This is a genomic window from Streptomyces caeni (assembly GCF_042678285.1).
In the GTDB taxonomy this organism is placed as follows: domain Bacteria; phylum Actinomycetota; class Actinomycetes; order Streptomycetales; family Streptomycetaceae; genus Streptomyces; species Streptomyces caeni.
The window spans coordinates 20531-37985 of record NZ_JBHUDX010000090.1; the positions used below are offsets into that span (position 1 = coordinate 20531).

Annotated in this window: 15 protein-coding genes; 12 read left to right on the forward strand and 3 right to left on the reverse strand. The window is 71.5% G+C overall.

Annotation, left to right across the window (positions count from 1 at the left end; translation table 11 throughout):
- Positions 1–7: 7 nt before the first annotated feature.
- From ACFSL4_RS29775 to ACFSL4_RS29805, 7 genes are all read left to right on the forward strand, one after another.
- The gene (locus tag ACFSL4_RS29775) at positions 8–649 is read left to right on the forward strand and encodes an isochorismatase family protein (RefSeq protein ID WP_381089607.1); all 642 of its coding nucleotides are present in this window, start codon (positions 8–10) and stop codon (positions 647–649) included.
- Positions 646–2550 (forward strand): anthranilate synthase family protein, encoded by a 1905-nt coding sequence (locus tag ACFSL4_RS29780; protein ID WP_381089610.1) that lies wholly within the window; start codon positions 646–648, stop codon positions 2548–2550. The genes ACFSL4_RS29775 and ACFSL4_RS29780 overlap by 4 nt, the downstream gene beginning before the upstream one ends.
- Positions 2538–2870, forward strand: a complete 333-nt coding sequence (locus ACFSL4_RS29785; RefSeq protein ID WP_381089613.1) for a hypothetical protein — start codon at positions 2538–2540, stop codon at positions 2868–2870. The genes ACFSL4_RS29780 and ACFSL4_RS29785 overlap by 13 nt, the downstream gene beginning before the upstream one ends.
- Before the next feature lie 40 nt (positions 2871–2910).
- Positions 2911–4209, forward strand: coding sequence for a 3-phosphoshikimate 1-carboxyvinyltransferase (aroA, locus tag ACFSL4_RS29790; protein WP_381089616.1), 1299 nt, complete (start codon positions 2911–2913; stop codon positions 4207–4209).
- Complete coding sequence (locus tag ACFSL4_RS29795; RefSeq protein WP_381089619.1) at positions 4206–5393, forward strand: 3-hydroxybenzoate 6-monooxygenase; 1188 nt, start codon at positions 4206–4208, stop codon at positions 5391–5393. Before aroA ends, ACFSL4_RS29795 begins: the two co-directional genes overlap by 4 nt.
- Entirely contained in the window at positions 5390–6574 is a 1185-nt protein-coding gene (aroC, locus tag ACFSL4_RS29800) for a chorismate synthase (RefSeq protein ID WP_381089622.1), read from the forward strand. The genes ACFSL4_RS29795 and aroC overlap by 4 nt, the downstream gene beginning before the upstream one ends.
- A 168-nt stretch (positions 6575–6742) precedes the next feature.
- Positions 6743–7159: a 3-dehydroquinate synthase family protein gene (locus tag ACFSL4_RS29805; RefSeq protein ID WP_465269770.1), complete on the forward strand. Its 417-nt coding sequence runs from the start codon at positions 6743–6745 to the stop codon at positions 7157–7159.
- 566 nt (positions 7160–7725) lie between these two features.
- Here the strand turns inward: ACFSL4_RS29805 and ACFSL4_RS29810 are convergent.
- Positions 7726–8202 carry a GNAT family N-acetyltransferase gene (locus tag ACFSL4_RS29810; protein ID WP_381089625.1) on the reverse strand — a complete coding sequence of 159 codons (477 nt, stop codon included), beginning with the start codon at positions 8200–8202 and terminating at the stop codon, positions 7726–7728.
- 68 nt (positions 8203–8270) lie between these two features.
- Between ACFSL4_RS29810 and ACFSL4_RS29815 the strand changes: the two genes are divergently transcribed.
- On the forward strand, positions 8271–9074 hold the full coding sequence (locus ACFSL4_RS29815) for an exodeoxyribonuclease III (RefSeq protein ID WP_381089628.1): 804 nt from the start codon (positions 8271–8273) through the stop codon (positions 9072–9074).
- 113 nt (positions 9075–9187) lie between these two features.
- Here ACFSL4_RS29815 and ACFSL4_RS29820 read toward each other — a convergent pair whose 3' ends face one another.
- Complete coding sequence (locus ACFSL4_RS29820; protein WP_381089805.1) at positions 9188–9844, reverse strand: MerR family transcriptional regulator; 657 nt, start codon at positions 9842–9844, stop codon at positions 9188–9190.
- A gap of 198 nt (positions 9845–10042) precedes the next feature.
- Here ACFSL4_RS29820 and ACFSL4_RS29825 point away from each other — a divergent pair, with 198 nt between their 5' ends.
- From ACFSL4_RS29825 to ACFSL4_RS29840, 4 genes are all read left to right on the forward strand, one after another.
- Positions 10043–11614 (forward strand): flavin-containing monooxygenase, encoded by a 1572-nt coding sequence (locus ACFSL4_RS29825; RefSeq protein WP_381089631.1) that lies wholly within the window; start codon positions 10043–10045, stop codon positions 11612–11614.
- Positions 11611–12537 (forward strand): alpha/beta fold hydrolase, encoded by a 927-nt coding sequence (locus tag ACFSL4_RS29830; RefSeq protein WP_381089634.1) that lies wholly within the window; start codon positions 11611–11613, stop codon positions 12535–12537. Before ACFSL4_RS29825 ends, ACFSL4_RS29830 begins: the two co-directional genes overlap by 4 nt.
- Positions 12534–13412: an SDR family oxidoreductase gene (locus ACFSL4_RS29835; RefSeq protein WP_381089637.1), complete on the forward strand. Its 879-nt coding sequence runs from the start codon at positions 12534–12536 to the stop codon at positions 13410–13412. The genes ACFSL4_RS29830 and ACFSL4_RS29835 overlap by 4 nt, the downstream gene beginning before the upstream one ends.
- 173 nt (positions 13413–13585) lie before the next feature.
- Entirely contained in the window at positions 13586–13846 is a 261-nt protein-coding gene (locus tag ACFSL4_RS29840) for a hypothetical protein (protein ID WP_381089640.1), read from the forward strand.
- A 71-nt stretch (positions 13847–13917) separates the two neighbouring features.
- On the opposite strand, the gene ACFSL4_RS29845 is transcribed toward ACFSL4_RS29840, so the two are convergent.
- Positions 13918–17265, reverse strand: a complete 3348-nt coding sequence (locus ACFSL4_RS29845; RefSeq protein ID WP_381089643.1) for a S41 family peptidase — start codon at positions 17263–17265, stop codon at positions 13918–13920.
- Positions 17266–17455: the final 190 nt, after the last annotated feature.

Below are 17455 nucleotides of genomic sequence, written 5' to 3' on the forward strand. Positions count from 1 at the left end.
GAAGAACATGCCAGGGATACCCCCCATCCAGCCCTACCCGATGCCCACGGCCGGGGACCTGCCCACCAACGCGGCGGCATGGCAGGCCGATCCGGACCGCGCGGTCCTGCTCGTCCACGACATGCAGCGCTACTTCCTCCGGCAGTTCCCCGAGGGCGAGGCGCCTGGTGCCGACCTCGTGCGGAACGCGGCCCGGCTTCGCGAGCAGGCGGTCGCCTCCGGCATGCCCGTCGCGTACACCGCGCAGCCGGGCGGCATGACCGACGAACAGCGCGGACTGCTCAAGGACTTCTGGGGATCGGGCATGCGTGTCGACCCCGCCGACCGGGAGGTGGTGGAGCCTCTCGCGCCGGGCCCGGACGACTGGCTGCTCACCAAGTGGCGCTACAGCGCGTTCTTCCGGTCCGACCTGCTGGACCGGATGCGTACCCACGGACGCGACCAGCTGATCCTCTGCGGTGTGTACGCGCACATCGGGGTGCTGTCCACCGCGGTGGAGGCATTCACCAACGACATCGAGACGTTTCTGGTGGCCGACGCCGTCGCCGACTTCACCGAGGCGTACCACCGGCTGGCCCTCGACTACGCCGCCGAGCGTTGCGCCCTGGTCACCACGACGAAGTCCGTGATCGAGGAGCTCGGCCGATGAGCGAGGAGAACCCCCGTCCGGCACACGACCTGCTCGACCGGGTTCTCGGGCCGCGGCCGCCCGCCTTCGCGCTGCTGCACCGCCCGGAAGTGAGCGGCCCGGACACCCTGGAGGTCCTGACGGGTACGGCGTCGACGGTGGACTCCGTGGCCCGGATACCCCTGAGCGGGGCACCCGATCCCGACGCCGGGGAGCGTCAGGAGGTCCTGGCGCTGATCCCCTACCGTCAGGTCGCCGAGCGCGGCTACGCCTGCGCCGACGACGGCGAACCGCTGATCGCGATCACCGTGGAGGAACAGGCCCGCGTCGCGGTGAGCGACACCCTGCGCCGGCTGCCGGACGAGCCGGTCGTGCTCAGCGGCGGCGCCTTCGACCTGGACGACGACGAATACGCCGGCATCGTCCGCAAGGTGATCGCGGACGAGATCGGCACGGGCGAGGGAGCGAACTTCGTCATCAAGCGGTCGTTCGTCGCCGACATCACCGACTACACGGTGCGCAGTGCCCTGGCGTTCTTCCGGCGGCTGATGGAGCGGGAGCAGGGGGCGTACTGGACGTTCGTCGTGCACACCGGCGAGCGCGCCTTCGTCGGGGCCTCGCCCGAGCGGCATGTGAGCCTGCGGGCCGGCCGGGCCGTGATGAACCCGATCAGCGGCACCTACCGATATCCGTCCTCCGGCCCCACTCTGCCGGGGGTGATGGACTTCCTCGCCGACCGCAAGGAGGCCGACGAGCTGTACATGGTCGTCGACGAGGAACTCAAGATGATGGCGCGGATCTGCGACCCGGCTCCCCGGGTCGTGGGGCCGTATCTGAAGGAGATGGCGCGGCTCGCGCACACCGAGTACTTCATCGAGGGCGCGAGCGACCACGATCCCCGCACGATCCTGCGGGAGACCCTGTTCGCACCGACGGTGACGGGCAGTCCGCTGGAGAGCGCCTGCCGGGTGATCAACCGGTACGAGCCCCGCGGGCGCGGCTACTACAGCGGTGTGGCCGCCCTGATCGGGCAGGACGAGCGGGGACGGCGCACACTCGACTCCTCGATCCTCATCCGCACCGCCGACATCGACGGCGCGGGTCGGCTGAGCATCGGTGTCGGTGCCACCCTGGTACGGCATTCCGACCCGGGCTCGGAGGTCGAGGAGACCCGGGCCAAGGCGGCCGGCCTCCTCGCCGCTCTGGGCACCGAGGGCTCTGCGCGCCTCGCCGAACACCCGCAGGTGCGCCAGGCCCTCGCGCAGCGCAACGACTCGATCGCCGGGTTCTGGATCGGCGGGCATGCCCACCGAAAGGGACAGCGGCCCGAACTGGCCGGCCGCAGGGTCCTCGTGGTGGATGCCGAGGACACCTTCACGTCCATGATCGGCCATCAGCTGCGGGCCATGGGGCTGAAGCCGACGGTTCGGCGCTTCGACGAGCCGTACTCCTTCGACGACCACGAGCTCGTCGTCATGGGCCCCGGCCCCGGCGATCCGCGCGCCACCCGTAACCCCAAGATCATGCACCTGCGGTCCGCGCTCCACGCGCTCCTGGACCAGCACCGGCCCTTCGTCGCCGTCTGCCTGAGCCATCAGGTGCTCAGCACTCTGCTCGGCCTGGAACTGGTGCGCCGACCGGTGCCCAACCAGGGATTCCAGCGGGAGATCGACCTGTTCGGGGCGCGGGAACGGGTCGGCTTCTACAACACGTTCGCCGCCCGCAGCGCACAGGACGAGTTCGAGGTTCCGGGTGTGGGGATCGTCGGAGCGAGCCGGGACGACGACACCGGAGAGGTCCACGCGCTGCGCGGGCCGGGCTTCGCCTCGATGCAGTTCCACGCCGAGTCCGTGCTCACACAGGACGGCGTACGCATCATCGGTGAGGCACTCGAGGGGGTGCTGCGCCCGTGCGAGTGGTAATCGCCTGGTGGGACCTCGACCGCTCCGGGCAGACCGTCGCCTCGCTCCGGGACTTCCTGCGCGACGAGGCCGTGGACCGCTTCTCCCGGGTACGGGGGCTTCGCCTGAAGGTGTGGATCTCGGACGAGCGCACCAACCGGTGGGGCGCGGTCTTCCTGTGGGAGTCGGCGCAGGCCGCGGCCGTGCCCATTCCGGCCAGGGCTGCCGAACTCATCGGGTATCCGCCCACCGAGAGGCACGTCTTCGATGTCGAGGCCACCGCGGAGGGCGCCTATGACACCGCCCGACTGGCCCGTCTGGGCCTCGCCTTCGCCGGCTGAGCCCGCGCTCCACGAAGTGCCACGTGCTGGAGGACAGCCCATGACGGACACGACCGCGCAACCTGCCGGGGGGACGGCCCGTATCCCCGGCTCCAAGAGCATCACCAACCGCGCCCTGCTGCTGGCCGCGGCCGCTAGGGGCACCTCCCGGCTGCGGTTCCCGCTCGTCAGCACCGACACCGTCGCCTTCCGTACGGCGCTGGCGGACCTCGGCTTCCGGGTCGGGGCGGCGGACCATGACGAGGTCTGGGAGGTCACCGGTGCGGGGCGCGGTCCCACCGGGAGGACCGACGTGTGGTGTGAGGACGCTGGAACGGCGGCCCGTTTCCTGCCGCCGTTCGCGGCCGTGGGCCACGGCCGTTTCGTGTTCGACGGCAGCGCTCAGCTCAGAGCCCGCCCCCTGCGCCCGCTGGCCGACACTCTGGCCGCTCTGGGAGCCGCGGTGACGACCGATCCGAGCGGCGGACTGCCCATGACGGTGGAGACCGAGGGGCTCGACGGCGGGGCGATCACCGTGGACTCCTCGCTGAGCAGTCAGTTCCTGTCCGGACTGTTGATGGCGGCCCCCCTGATGCGCACACCGGTGGCCCTCACGGTCGATGGCCTGGTCAGCCGTCCGTACATCGCCATGACACTCGCCCTGATGCGTCGGTTCGGCGCGAAGGTCACCGAACCGCGCGGGGACGTCATCCAAGTTGAGCCCGGTGGCTACGGCGCCGTCGACCTCACCGTCGAACCGGATGCCTCCACCGCCTCCTACGTCTTCGCGGCCGCCGCGGTCACCGGCGTCACCGTCACCGTGCCGGGCCTGGGCCGCGGCAGCCTCCAGGGCGACCTGCGCTTCGCTGACGTACTGCGCAGGCTTGGGGCGCGCGTAGAGGTCACGGAGGCGGGCACCAGCGTCACAGGGAAGGGCCGACTGCGCGGAGGCTTCTCAGTCGACATGGGGGAGATCTCCGACACCTTCATGACGCTGGCGGCCGTTGCTCCCCTCGCCGACGCGCCCATCTCCATCCGCGGCATCGCCCACGCCCGGCTCAAGGAGTCGGACCGCCTGGCCGCCGTCGCGCAGAACCTGCGCGCCCTGGGCGTGGACACCGACGAGGGCCACGACTGGATCACCGTTCACCCTGGCACCCCCACCGGCGCCCGCATCGCCTGCCGCCGCGATCACCGCATCGGCATGGCCTTCTCCGTCCTCGGACTCCGCGTCCCCGGCATCACGCTCGACGACCCGTCCTGCGTCGGAAAGACCTTTCCGGGATTCCACGAGGAACTGCGACGGCTCTTTCCCGCGATCTCTCAACCGACTTCTCCACAGCGACAAGGATCACGATGAAGGTACTCATTGCCGGGGGCGGCATCGGCGGCCTCGCGGCGGCACTGAGCATCGCGCGCCGCAGCCACGAGGTCGTCGTGCTGGAACGAAGGGACACCTTCAGCGAACTGGGTGCGGGCATCCAGCTTGGCCCGAACGCCTTTCACGCCCTGGACTGCCTCGGTGTCGGCGCGGCTACACGGCAACGCGCCGTCCACATCGACGAGTTGCGGTTCATGGACGGCACCACCGGACAGCGGGTCGCGAGCATGCCACTCACCGGCGCATACCGCACCCGCTTCGGCAATCCCTACGCCGTCGTGCACCGCGGCGACCTCTACCAGACGCTCCTCGACGGCTGCGTCGCGGAGCGGAACATCACGCTGAACACCAAGTGCTCCGTGACCTGCTACGAACAGGACTCGGAAAGCGTCACGGCGATCACCGACACCGGGCAACGCTTCACCGGCGCGGTGCTCATCGGCGCCGACGGCATCCGTTCCGCCCTGCGCAGCCAACTCGTCGGGGACGGCGCGCCGCGGGTGTCCGGCCACACGATCTACCGGTCCGTCATCCCCATGGAGCGGGTTCCGCAGGAACTGCGCTGGAACACCGTCACCTTGTGGGCCGGCCCCAAATGGCACTTCGTCCACTACCCCATCGGCAGCGGGAGGTTCCTCAACCTGGCGGCCACCCGCGACGACGGCGCACAGGACGTCGTGGTCGGCAGGCCCGTCGAGCGGACGCACGTCCTGTCCGAGTTCCCCGGACTGAGTGACACCGCCCGGCAACTGCTGGAACTGGGGACCGACTGGAAGGAATGGGTCCTGTGCGACCGCGACCCCGTCGAGCGCTGGACGGACGGCCGCGTCGCCCTCCTCGGTGACGCCGCGCACCCCATGCTCCAGTACGCGGCCCAGGGCGCCTGCATGGCCCTTGAGGACGCCGTCGTCATCGGCCAACTGCTCGCGGGAGCCGCTGGAGACATTCCACAACGCCTGGAGAAGTACAACGCCGAGCGGTACGAGCGTGCCGCCAGGGTGCAGCAGGTGGCCCGTGCCATGGGTGAACAGCTCTACCACCCGGCCGGAGACGCCGCCGCTGCCCGCAACGCAATGCTGTCCTCCTTCACGGTCGACGAACTGTACGACGAGGTCGAGTGGCTGCACGGGGCTCGCACCGGCCGGGCGGGAGAGCACCGTTGAGCAGGCTGCGCTGGCTGACCGCGGGGGAGTCCCACGGTCCCGCACTCGTGGCGACGCTGGAGGGCCTTCCCGCCGGCGTGCCGATCACCACGAAGATGGTGGCGGACCACCTGGCCCGGCGCCGGCTCGGCCATGGACGTGGGGCGCGCATGAAGTTCGAGCGCGACGAGGTCACCTTCCTGGGCGGTGTGCGGCACGGCCTGACCCTGGGCTCCCCCGTCGCGATCATGGTGGGCAACACCGAGTGGCCCAAGTGGGAGCAGGTGATGGCGGCCGATCCGGTCGATCCGGAAATCCTGGACGGTCTCGCCCGCAGCGCCCCGTTGACCCGCCCGCGCCCCGGCCACGCCGATCTGGCGGGCATGCAGAAGTACGGCTTCGACGAGGCACGGCCGGTCCTGGAGCGTGCCTCGGCCCGGGAGACCGCGGCCCGGGTGGCGCTGGGCGCGGTGGCGCGGTCGTACCTGAAGGAGACGGCCGGCATCGAGATCGTCAGCCATGTCGTCGAGCTGTGCTCTGTGAAGGCGCCGCAGGGCGTGTACCCGACCCCGGCCGAGGCCGAGAGGCTGGACGCGGACCCGGTGCGCTGTCTGGACGCGGACGCGTCGAGGGCGATGGTCGCGGAGATCGACCGGGCGCACAAGGACGGCGACACCCTCGGTGGCGTGGTCGAGGTGCTGGCCTACGGGGTGCCGGTGGGCCTGGGCTCGCATGTGCACTGGGACCGCAGGCTGGACGCCCGGCTGGCGGGTGCGCTGATGGGTATCCAGGCGATCAAGGGCGTGGAGATCGGCGACGGCTTCGAGCTTGCCCGCGTGCCCGGCTCCAAGGCGCACGACGAGATCGTCAACACGCCCGAGGGCATCCGCCGAGCCTCCGGCCGCTCCGGTGGCACCGAGGGCGGCCTCACCACAGGTGAGTCGCTGCGGGTCCGCGCCGCGATGAAGCCGATCGCGACCGTGCCGCGGGCGCTCCAGACGGTGGACGTGACGAACGGTCAGGCCGCGCAGGCGCACCACCAGCGCTCCGACGTCTCCGCGGTCCCCGCGGCCGGCATCGTCGCCGAGGCCGTGGTGGCGCTCGTCCTCGCGGACGCGGTGGCGGAGAAGTTCGGCGGTGATTCGGTGGCCGAGACCCGCCGCAACGCGCGGTCCTACCTCGACAACCTGGCCATCCGATGAGGCAAGCGCCTGTGGTGGTGCTGGTCGGGCCGTTGGCCACCGACGGTTACACGTCCGAGGAGGCGACCCAAGCGAGCCCGGAAGCACCGGAGTTGAAAGAAGCATGAGTGAGACAGCCACCCGGATCCAGGTCGGTGGCACCGCGGGCAGCGAGCCGTACGAGGTCCGGTGGGCCGGCAACTGCTCCAGAAACTGGGCGGGTTGCTCGGCGACCGAGCCAAGCGGGTCGCCGTCGTGCACCCCGAGGCGCTCGCCGGGACCGGTGCCGCGTGGCGGCACGGCGCCGCGGTCTCGGTCGGCATGCACTTCGCCGCCGAACTGGGGCGCCTCGCGGGCCGGTTGGACGACGCGACGGCCGACCGCCACCGCACGATCCTCGAATCGGTCGGGCTGCCGCTGCACTACCGCCACGACCAGTGGCCCACGCTGCTTCGGACCATGAGGGTCGACAAGAAGTCCCGCGGCGACCTGCTGCGCTTCATCGTCCTGGACGGCCTGGCCAAGCCCGCTGTCCTGGAGGGGCCCGACCCGGCCGTCCTATTCGCCGCGTACGGCGCCACTGTGCCGCAGGTGGTGTCGCCGTAGTTTCCGGTCGGAGGGGAGCGTGGAAGAGCGACCCGCGGCTCATGCCACCGCCGGTCCAGGCTCCGGGATTCCGGTAGACCCGGCCGACAGGGGGACCGGGTGCCTCGGCCGGGCAGCGTGTCAGTCCGCTGCGGCCCGGGAAAACGGTGTGAATCGGCACCTGGGACGCGGTTGTTGTCGCGACCGGGTCTCGGCATGATGGGTGCCGCATGCCGCGAATCGACGCTGACCGTCCATCGCCTCTGCGATGAGGCCGGGCGGGATCCACGTCGCGATACAGCGTTGGTCTTCCACTCGCGCCGCTGCCTGCGTCTCGCGGAGACGTTCGACAGGACCGGGACAAAGCATGTCGGGAGAGATCTCGCCAACCGGGAAGCGCACCGGCCCCGGCCCGTCGCCCGGGCTGCGAGCCTCACATGCGGACCGGGACCGGGTGGCCCACGGCCGCGCGGCGGTGCGGCCCCCGCGCCGGACGTTCCGGCAGTGGCTGCTGTGCAGGCCCACGGCCCATTCGGCAGGCGACTGACCCCGTCGTTGCGAACCGTCGCACGCGTGCGCCGTCCGCCCTACAGCGGCTTCGCGAAGCACAGGCTCAGTTCGTGGAAGCGGTAGTAGCCGAACTTCTCGCACGGCTCGTAGCCGCTGGAGGCGTACAGCGCCACCGCCTCCGGCTGCTTGGTGCCCGTCTCGAGGACCATGCGGGTGCGGCCCGCCGCGCGGGCGTCCTCCTCCAACTCGGCCAGGATGCGGCGCGCCAGGCCCCGGCCGCGCAGTTCCTCTACGACGTACATCCGCTTGAGTTCGGCGTCCCCGTCCTGGTACCCGTCCTCGTTCTGCTCCTGGGAGCGCCAGCCGCCCGTGGCGACGGGACGGTCCTGCGTGTCGTACACGATGAGGAAGAGCCCGGCCGGCGGCATGAACATCGCCGGGTCCAGATGCGTGGCGTCGCCGCCGTCTCCGTAGCGCAGGTGGTACTCGGCCTGGACCTGGTCGTTGAGCTTGACGGCGTCCGGGTGGTCGAAGGAGACGCGGCGAATAATCATGCTGTTCATCGTACATCTATGCGGTGTCGGGGGCGGGGCCTTTCCCAGTGTGCCGGTATCGTTCGCGCGTGCTGACAGTGACCTCCGTGAACGTGAACGGGATCCGTGCCGCCGCGAAGAAGGGCTTCGTGGAGTGGCTGAACGGTACCTCCGCCGATGTGCTGTGCCTCCAGGAGGTGCGCGCCGAGCCGGGCCAGATCCCCGAGGGCCTGCGCGCTCCCGACGGCTGGCACGTCGTGCACGCACCGGCCGCCGCCAAGGGGCGTGCCGGGGTGTCGCTCTACACCCGGCGCGAGCCCGACCGTGTGCGGGTCGGATTCGGGTCGGCCGAGTTCGACGGCAGTGGACGGTACGTCGAGGCGGACCTGCCGGGGGTGACCGTCGCCAGCCTGTACCTGCCCTCCGGGGAGGTCGGCACCGAGCGGCAGGACGAGAAGGTGCGGTTCATGGGCGAGTTCCTCGCCCATCTCAAGGACCTCCGGGAGCGGGCCGCCGCCGAGGGCCGCGAGGTCGTCGTGTGCGGTGACTGGAACATCGCCCATCGCGAGGCCGACCTCAGGAACTGGCGCGCCAACCAGAAGAACTCGGGGTTCCTGCCCGAGGAGCGGGCCTGGCTGAGCCGGGTCCTCGACGAGAACGACGGCGGGTACGTGGACGTCGTGCGGGCCCTGCACCCCGACGCCGAGGGGCCTTACTCGTGGTGGTCGTACCGCGGACGCGCGTTCGACAACGACACCGGCTGGCGCATCGACCTGGTCTGCACAACGCCCGGCATCGCTGAGCGTGCCGTGAAGGCGTACGTGGAGCGTGCGGCCACACACGCCGAGCGCTGGTCGGATCATGCCCCGGTCACGGTCGTGTTCGACCGGTAGGCGGACGCACGGCACGTCTTCGGTGTCCGGTTCGTGCGGGGGGCGGCCGCACATGCCGCGCGCCGGCCCGGCCGCGGGCCGGTGAGGGTCGTGCACGGCCTTCGACGGCGCCGCTACGGGTGCCGGTCGCGCCGCTGGGCGCGGTGCACCCCGTGCCGGCGCAGCCGTCGGTCCAGTGCCAGGGACAGTTCCGCCTCCGCCACGCTCTTCGCCAGGGGGCGCAGGCGCTGGACGTCCCCGGGGGAGCGGCCGTGGGTGGCCACCAGGTCCGTGAAGACGTCCGCGAGGGCCTCGGTGTGCTCCCGTACGCGGCGGGCGGCGGTCAGGACGTCGGCGAGCGGAATGCCCTCGCGGACCAGGGCCGCCGAGACGTCCAGCAGGCGGCGGCTGATGTGGACGATCTCGCCGCCGTCCGTGCCGAGGTAGCCGAGGTCGAGGGCCGCCGCGAGGTTCTCCGGCGTCGCCTCGGCGCCGAACACGTCGGCCAGGGCCTCAGGGGTGAGGCGTACGGGGGTCTCCTCGCTGGGCGCGCCGACGCCGAGCAGGTCGCCGACGTCGCGTCCGTGGTCGAACGCCTCGGCCAGTTCCGCGATGCCGCTGAGGGTGTGGCCGCGCTCCAGGAGGGCCGAGATCGTGCGCAGCCGGGCCAGGTGCGTCTCGTCGTACCAGGCGATGCGGCCTTCCCTGCGTGGCGGCGGGATCAGCTTGCGCTCGCGGTAGAAGCGCAGGGTACGCACCGTGATGCCGGCCTCCTCGGCCAGTTCCTCCATGCGGTACTCGCGCCGCTCCCCGTGGTCTGCCACTCCCGCACCCTACGTCGTACCCCGGGTAACTTTCCTCGGTCCGCCCCCTACCCATCGGTACGCCGCTGCCCTAACCTCCCATTGCGCCAGTGTTCACTGGCGTGGTTGCACGGGTCCTTCTGGCCTAGCGTCAGGGCCCATGTCGTACGGACCGGGAGGCTTCGGATGGCCGAGAACGAGCATGTGCCTCATGTACGAGTGGCGGTGGTCGGGTCCGGGTTCGGCGGGCTCGGTGCCGCCGTGCGGCTGCGCCGAGAGGGCATCACCGACTTCGTGGTGCTGGAGCGCGCGGACAGCGTCGGCGGCACATGGCGTGACAACAGCTACCCCGGCTGCGCGTGCGACGTCCCCTCGCACCTCTACTCGTTCTCGTTCGCGCCCAACCCCGACTGGCCGCGTACCTTCTCCGGACAGGAGCACATCCGGGCCTACCTGGAGCATGTGACCGACGTCTTCCGGCTGCGTCCCCACATCCGCTTCGGCTCCGAGGTGAAGCTGATGACGTGGGACACGCAGAAGCTGCGCTGGGCGATCGAGACGAGCAGCGGACGGCTCACCGCGGATGTCGTCGTCTCCGCCACCGGGCCGCTGTCCGACCCGAAGATCCCGCAGATCCCCGGCCTCGACGGCTTTCCGGGCAAGGTCTTCCACTCCGCCCGCTGGGACCACGACTACGATCTGCGCGGCAAGCGGGTGGCCATGGTGGGCACCGGCGCGTCCGCCATCCAGATCGTGCCGTCCATCCAGCCCGACGTCGCGCACCTCACCCTCCTCCAGCGCACCCCGCCCTGGGTGCTGCCCCGCGTCGACCGCGCCATCGGCCGCTTCGAACAGGGGCTGCACCGCGCGCTGCCGTTCACCACCAGGCTGCGCCGCGGACTGCTGTGGGGCATCCGGGAGCTGCAGGTCCAGGCGTTCACCAAGCACCCCGACGAACTGGGCCTGGTCGAGCGGATGGCCAGGCGCAACATCGCCCGCGCGATCAAGGACCCGGAGCTGCGCGCCGCGCTCACCCCCGACTACCGCATCGGCTGCAAGCGGATCCTGCTGTCGAACACCTACTACCCGGCCCTCGCGCAGCCCAATGTGGACGTGGTCGCCGCCGGGCTCAGCGAGGTCCGCGGGTCGACCGTGGTCGCCGCCGACGGCAGTGAGGCCGAGGTCGACGCGATCGTCTTCGGCACGGGCTTCCACGTCACCGACATGCCGATCGCCGAGCGGGTCGTCGGCGTGGACGGCAGGACCCTCGCGGAGGCGTGGAAGGACGGGATGAAGGCCCTGCGGGGTGCCTCCGCGGCCGGCTTCCCCAACTGGATGACGATCATCGGACCGAACACCGGCCTCGGGAACTCCTCGATGATCCTGATGATCGAGTCCCAGCTCAACTACATGGCCGACTTCCTGCGGCAGTTGGACGTGCTGGGCGGACGTGCCGCCCTCGACGCCCGCGCGGCCGCCGTCGACGCCTGGAACCACTCGGTGCAGGAACGCATGAAGCGCACGGTGTGGAACACGGGCGGCTGTACCAGCTGGTACCTGGACGCGGCGGGCCGCAACACCACCGTCTGGCCCGGCACGACCACGGAGTTCCGCAGCGCGACGCGACGCGTGGAGCTGGCGGAGTACGAGGTGCTGAGGGCCCCGGCCGGAGCCACGGGGACCGACGGGGCCAGGACGGACACCGCAGACACGGCAGACACCGAGAAGACCGCGACCGTGGAGGCGACGCGCGCATGAGCAGGCTGACCCATGTCATGAGCGGGCGGTACGCGCCTCCCGTCCCCGTCCGTGAGCTGACCGTGGTCTCCGCGGACGGTGCCCGGCTGCACGCCGAGGTGCACGGCCCCGACGGCGCGCCCGCCGTCGTGCTCGCGCACGGCTGGACCTGCTCGACCGCCTTCTGGGCGGCGCAGATACGGGACCTCGCCGCGGACCACCGGGTGATCGCCTACGACCAGCGCGGGCACGGGCGCAGCCCGGCGAGCCCCGCGTGCAGCACCGAGGCGCTCGCCGACGACCTGGAGGCGGTGCTCGCCGCCACGCTGGAGCCGGGGCAGAAGGCCGTCATCGCCGGGCACTCCATGGGTGGGATGACCGTGATGGCCGCGGCGGCGCGCCCCCGCTTCCAGGCGCATGCGGCGGCCGTCCTGTTGTGCAGCACCGGGAGTGCGCGCCTGGTCGCCGAGGCGCGCGTGGTGCCCTTGCGCGCCGGGCGCGTCCGCACCTGGCTCACGGCACGCCTCCTGGGCTCGCGCGCCCCGCTCGGTCCGGTCACACCCGTCGCGAAACGCATCCTCAAGTACGCGACCATGGGCCCCGGGTCGTCGCCGGAGATGGTCGAGGCGTGCGCGCGAGTGGTGCACGCCTGCCCGCGCGATGTGCGCCACGCCTGGTCGCTCGTGCTCGAAGGGCTCGATCTCGAAGAGAGCCTGCGGGAGTTGACGGTGCCGGCGCACGTCGTGGTCGGCACCGCGGACCGGCTCACACCGCCGGTGCACGCGTGGACGCTGGTCGCGGCGCTGCCGAACTGCGTGGGTAACACCGAGCTGCCGGGGCTCGGCCACATGACTCCGGTGGAGGCGCCGGAGCTGGTGACCGGGACGATCCGGGAACTCGTCTCCGCGTACGCGGCGGATGCACGGATCGAGGAGGGCGCATGAGCAGGGTCGGTCTGGAGGGGCAGGTCGCGGTCGTCACCGGCGCCGCGCGGGGTGTCGGCGAGCTGCTGGCGCGCAAGCTGTCGGCGCGCGGCGCGAAGGTCGCGCTCGTCGGCCTGGAGGCGGACGAGCTGAAGCAGGTCTCGGACCAGTTGTACGGGGACAGCGCCCACTGGTACGCCGACGTCACCGACCACGAGACGATGACGTGGGTCGCGCGGGAGGTGAAGGAGCGGTTCGGGAAGGTCGACATCGTGGTCGCCAACGCGGGTGTGGCGACCGGCGGTCCGTTCGCCGGCTCCGACCCCGAGGCGTGGCGGCGGGTGATCGAGGTCAATCTGATCGGTTCGGCGGTGACGGCCCGAGCCTTCCTGCCGGTGCTGACCGAGAGCCGCGGCTATCTGCTCCAGATCGCCTCGCTCGCGGCGATCACGCCCGCGCCCATGATGACGGCGTACTGCGCGTCCAAGTCGGGTGTGGAGGCGTACGCGCACTGTCTGCGAACCGAGGTCGCGCACAAGGGCGTTCGGGTCGGGGTCGGGTATCTGTCATGGACCGACACGGACATGGTGCGCGGCGCCGACCGGGAGGACGTGATGCGGGAGCTGCGTCAGCGGCTGCCGTGGCCGTCCAACAAGACGTATCCGCTGGGGCCGGCGGTGGACCGGATCGTGGCCGGGATCGAGCGGCGGTCGAGCCATGTGTACGCGCAGTGGTGGCTGCGGGGCATGCAGGGCGTGCGCGGGTATCTGCCGGGGATCATCGCGACCGTGGGGCAGCGGGAGATGCGGCGCTTCGAGCCGCGGCTCAAGGGAATGCGTACGGGGCTCGTCGGCGCGGGCGGGGAGGCCGACGAGGCACAGCGCAGCGGGCGGTGACGACCATGGCGCGCCGAGGGACCGTACGCCGTGTCCCTCGCGCGCCCGTCTGAGGATCGCCCGGTGCGGCCAGGTGTCTGTACGCTCCGTTACCGATCGACATGCGTGCTTTGTCCGCTCGTGTCACTCTGGTCGAGGCCCAATCCCCTCACCCACTACGGGAGTGAACTCACATGGGCATGAAGGACCAGTTCCAGGACAAGGCCGGGCAGATGAAGCAGCAGGCCAAGCAGAAGACGGAACAGGCGAAGCAGCGCGGCCAGCAGGGCCAGCAGGGCCAGCGGGGCCAGCAGGGCCAGCGGGGCCAGCAGGGCCAGCAGGGCCAGCAGGGCCAGCAGGGCCAGCAGCAGCGCGGCCGTCCGTCGTCCCCCGAGGAGTCGCGCCGGATGCAGGATGAGGCGGAGGACCGCTTCAACCTGGACTACGACGCCTAGTCGCACCGCTCGGCATTGACCGGGGAACGGGGTGCCCCCGCACGGGGGCACCCCACTTCGCGTCAACGGCGTCAACAAGCAGGTCTCGGCGGGAGTTTCGGGCGGGTCCTGTCCGGGACCCTGCTGTAGTCCGGGGGGACCGAGGCCGGGTGGGTTTCGAGCAGGTCCAAGGCCAGTGAGACGGCGTTGTCCAGTAGCCTGTGCCGTCCCTCCGCCCAGTCCAGCGGCGTCCGCAGGATCTCCAGGTCCGGGGCCACTCCGTGGTTCTCGACCGACCAGCCGTAGGCGTCGAACCATGCCGCGTTCATCGGGACCGTGATCACCGTGCCGTCGCCCAGGCGGTGGCGGCCCGTCATCCCGACCACGCCGCCCCAGGTGCGCTGGCCGACCACCGGGCCGAGGCCGAGCACCTTGAACGCCGCCGTGATCATGTCGCCGTCCGAGGACGTCGCCTCGTCGGCGAGCGCCACCACCGGGCCGCGCGGCGCGTTCGACGTGTACGACACCGGCTGGGCGTCGCGCGTCAGGTCCCAGCCCAGGATCGTGCGGGTCAGCTTCTCGATGACGAGTTCGCTGATGTGCCCGCCCGCGTTGCCGCGTACGTCCACGATCAGGGCCGGCCGCGAGACCTCCTTGCGGAGGTCCCGGTTGAACTGCGCCCAGCCCGAACCCCCCATGTCCGGGATGTGCAGATACCCGCAGCGGCCGCCGCTCAACTCCCGTACCACCGCACGGCGCTTGGCCACCCAGTCCTGGTACCGCAAGGGGCGGTCGTCGGCGAGGGCGATCACCGCCACCCGCCGAGGCCCGGCGCCCTCTCCCTCCGCGGGCGTGAACGTCAGCTCCACCGTCATGCCGCCCGCTCCCGCGAGCAGGGGGTACGGTCCCCGCACCGGGTCCACCGGCCGCCCGTCCACATGGGTCAGGACGGCTCCCTCGCGGATGCCCGTACCGGCCAGCGGTGAGCGTGCCTTCGAGTCCGACGACTCGCCCGGCAGGATCCGCTTCACCACCCAACGGCCGTCGCGGCGGACGAAGTTGGCGCCCAGCAGGCCCTGCCGGCGCTGGTAGTGCGGCGGGCCCTCGTTGCACCGGGCGGGAGACACGTACGCGTGCGAGGTGCCCAGTTCGCCCAGCACCTCGCGCAGCAGATCCGCGAACTCGTCGGGCGAGGCGGCCCGTTCGACCAGCGGGCGGTACTGCCGGAGGATCCCGTCCCAGTCGATCCCGCACATCTCCGGTTCCCAGAAGTATGCCCGGATGAGCCGTCCGGCCTCCGCGTACGCCTGCCGCCACTCGGCGGCCGGATCCACCTCGTGCATGATCCGGCGCGCGTCGATCCAGACGGTCGTGTCGGCGTCGCCGGACTCGCTCGACGGGACCGCCCTCAGGTCGCCCTCGTCGACGACCACCAGCCGTGTCCCGTCCCCGCTCACCGCGAACCAGTCCAGATGGCCGACGAGTTCGGCCTTCTTCGCCTTGCTGATGGTGAAGTGCTCCAGGGTCGGCCGCCCCGAGGTGTCGTCCGGGTTCACGAACGTCTCGCCCAGCGCGCCCGAGATCGGCCAGCGCAGCCACACCAGGCCCCCGCCCGCGACCGGGGACAGGGCGGAGTACTTCGAAGCGGTGACCGGGAACGGCGTCACCCGGCTCTCCAGCCCCTCGGTCTCCACGGTCACCACCCCGTTGTCCTCGTCCTCCTCGTCCAGCGGATCGAGGCCGCCGGCCGCGGGCCGTCCCTCCGGGTTCAGTGCGAACGGGGAGGGGGTCGCGGAGGACAGGGGCACCAGATACGGGCGGCAGCCGAGCGGGAAGGAGAGGTCCCCGGTGTGCACGTCGTACACCGGGTCGAAGCCGCGCCAGGACAGGAACGCCAGATAGCGGCCGTCCCGGGTGAAGACCGGATTCTCGTCCTCGAAGCGGCCGTTCGTCACGTCCACGATCAGGCCGTCCTTGATGCGCGCCATCCTGATCTGCCGCAGGGACCGGCCGATCCCGGGGTGCGACCAGGTCAGCCACGCCCCGTCCGGGGAGAACGCCAGGTCCCGAACCGGTCCGTTGGCCGAGCGGACCAGCTCGATGACCTCGCCGTCCGGTTCCTGGGCCGCCTCCAGGCCGCCGGTCTCCTCGCTGCTGGTTCCCACCTCGCCGCCGGTCTCCTCGGTGGCCGCCGCCCCGTCGGACACGGCGAGAAGCAGCAGCCGCCCGTCGTGCGAGGCGATCGCGAGCCGTTCGCCCTGCGGGTCCGACACCAGCTCCAGCACGCGGCCCAGCGCGCCGGAGGCCAGCCTGCGCGGCGCGCGCTCGCCGGACGCCCGCGGGAGGTGAGCGATCTCGATCGCGTCCTCGCCCTCCGCGTCGGTGACGTACGCGATCCGCCCGCCCACGCCGAGCATCTCCGGCAGCCGGACGCGTACGCCCGGGGTGTCCGTGATCGTACGGGCCGGGCCGTCGCGGTGCGTGAGCCAGTACAGGCTGCCGCGGACGACCACCGCGCTGGCCCGCCCGGTCTCGTCGACCGAGATACCGTCGACGTGCTGGGCGGCCGGCACCTGGTAGGCGCGCCGCCCCGCGCGCGGCCCGCCCAGGCGTACGTCGAGGCGGCGCGGAACGGAGTCCGGGGACAGGTCGTCGACGATCCACAGGTCGCCCGCGCACTGGTAGACGACGCGGGTGCCGTCGCTGGAGGCGTGCCGGGCGTAGAAGGCGTCGTGGTCGGTGTGCCGGCGCAGGTCGGAGCCGTCGTACGCGCACGAGTACAGGTTCCCGACGCCCTCGTGGTCGGAGAGGAACGCGATCCGCCCCCCGGCGAACACCGGCGAGTCGAGGTGGCCGTCGAGGCCGGCGAGCAGCCGCTGCCCGTGCAGCCACAACCGGCCGGTGGCGCCGCCGCGGTAGCGCTTCCAGGAGGCCGGTTCGTGCGGCGGGGTACCGGTGAGCAGCAGGGTCCTGTGCTCGCCGTCGACGTCGGCCACCGCGATGTCCGAGACGGGGCCCCAGGGCAGCTTGCCGCCGGGGGCGCCGTCGGTGGAGACCTTGTAGGCCCAGGTGTAGTAGGAGAAGGGCTCCCCGTGCGAGGCGACGGCGAGGATGTCGCCCTCCGGGGTCCAGCCGCACACCCGCGTGTCGGTGCTGCCCCAGTACGTGAGCCGCCGGCCCGGGCCGCCGTCCACCGGCGTCAGATGGATCTCCGGGACGAGGCTGCGCCAGCTCGTGTACGCGATCTCGCGCCCGTCGGGGGAGAAGCGGGGGTGGCCGACCTTCGTACGGTCCACGGTGAGCCGCCAGGCACGGCCGGGCCGGTCCAGCGGCGCCACCCACAGGTCGTCCTCGGCGGCGAAACACAGGAGGTCGTCGTGCAGGTGCGGGAAGCGGAGATAGCCGGGGGCGTTCTCGTACACGTCGCTCGTGTCGCTCACCCACCCATGCTTGTCCGGCGGGAGGGGCCCGGCAACTCGTAGGCCGATGGGGTGATCGGCGCCGCGGCCCCGCAGCGTGTTCCGTGACCCAGAACACGTACGAAACCGTTTCGTTTCGATAGGTCGCGGGGTATCGTCAGTGGCGTACGCAACCGTGTCGCCCGGAGCCGGCCGCTTCGGGCGCGGAGCG

What these genes read in the sequence shown, in the direction of transcription:
- ACFSL4_RS29775 (WP_381089607.1), top strand. Translation starts at nt 8, where the DNA reads ATGCCAGGGATACCCCCCATCCAGCCCTACCCGATGCCCACGGCCGGG.
- ACFSL4_RS29780 (WP_381089610.1), top strand. Translation starts at nt 646, where the DNA reads ATGAGCGAGGAGAACCCCCGTCCGGCACACGACCTGCTCGACCGGGTT.
- aroA (WP_381089616.1), top strand. Translation starts at nt 2,911, where the DNA reads ATGACGGACACGACCGCGCAACCTGCCGGGGGGACGGCCCGTATCCCC.
- ACFSL4_RS29795 (WP_381089619.1), top strand. Translation starts at nt 4,206, where the DNA reads ATGAAGGTACTCATTGCCGGGGGCGGCATCGGCGGCCTCGCGGCGGCA.
- ACFSL4_RS29810 (WP_381089625.1), bottom strand. Translation starts at nt 8,202, where the DNA reads ATGATTATTCGCCGCGTCTCCTTCGACCACCCGGACGCCGTCAAGCTC.
- ACFSL4_RS29820 (WP_381089805.1), bottom strand. Translation starts at nt 9,844, where the DNA reads ATGGAGGAACTGGCCGAGGAGGCCGGCATCACGGTGCGTACCCTGCGC.
- ACFSL4_RS29825 (WP_381089631.1), top strand. Translation starts at nt 10,043, where the DNA reads ATGGCCGAGAACGAGCATGTGCCTCATGTACGAGTGGCGGTGGTCGGG.
- ACFSL4_RS29830 (WP_381089634.1), top strand. Translation starts at nt 11,611, where the DNA reads ATGAGCAGGCTGACCCATGTCATGAGCGGGCGGTACGCGCCTCCCGTC.
- ACFSL4_RS29835 (WP_381089637.1), top strand. Translation starts at nt 12,534, where the DNA reads ATGAGCAGGGTCGGTCTGGAGGGGCAGGTCGCGGTCGTCACCGGCGCC.
- ACFSL4_RS29840 (WP_381089640.1), top strand. Translation starts at nt 13,586, where the DNA reads ATGGGCATGAAGGACCAGTTCCAGGACAAGGCCGGGCAGATGAAGCAG.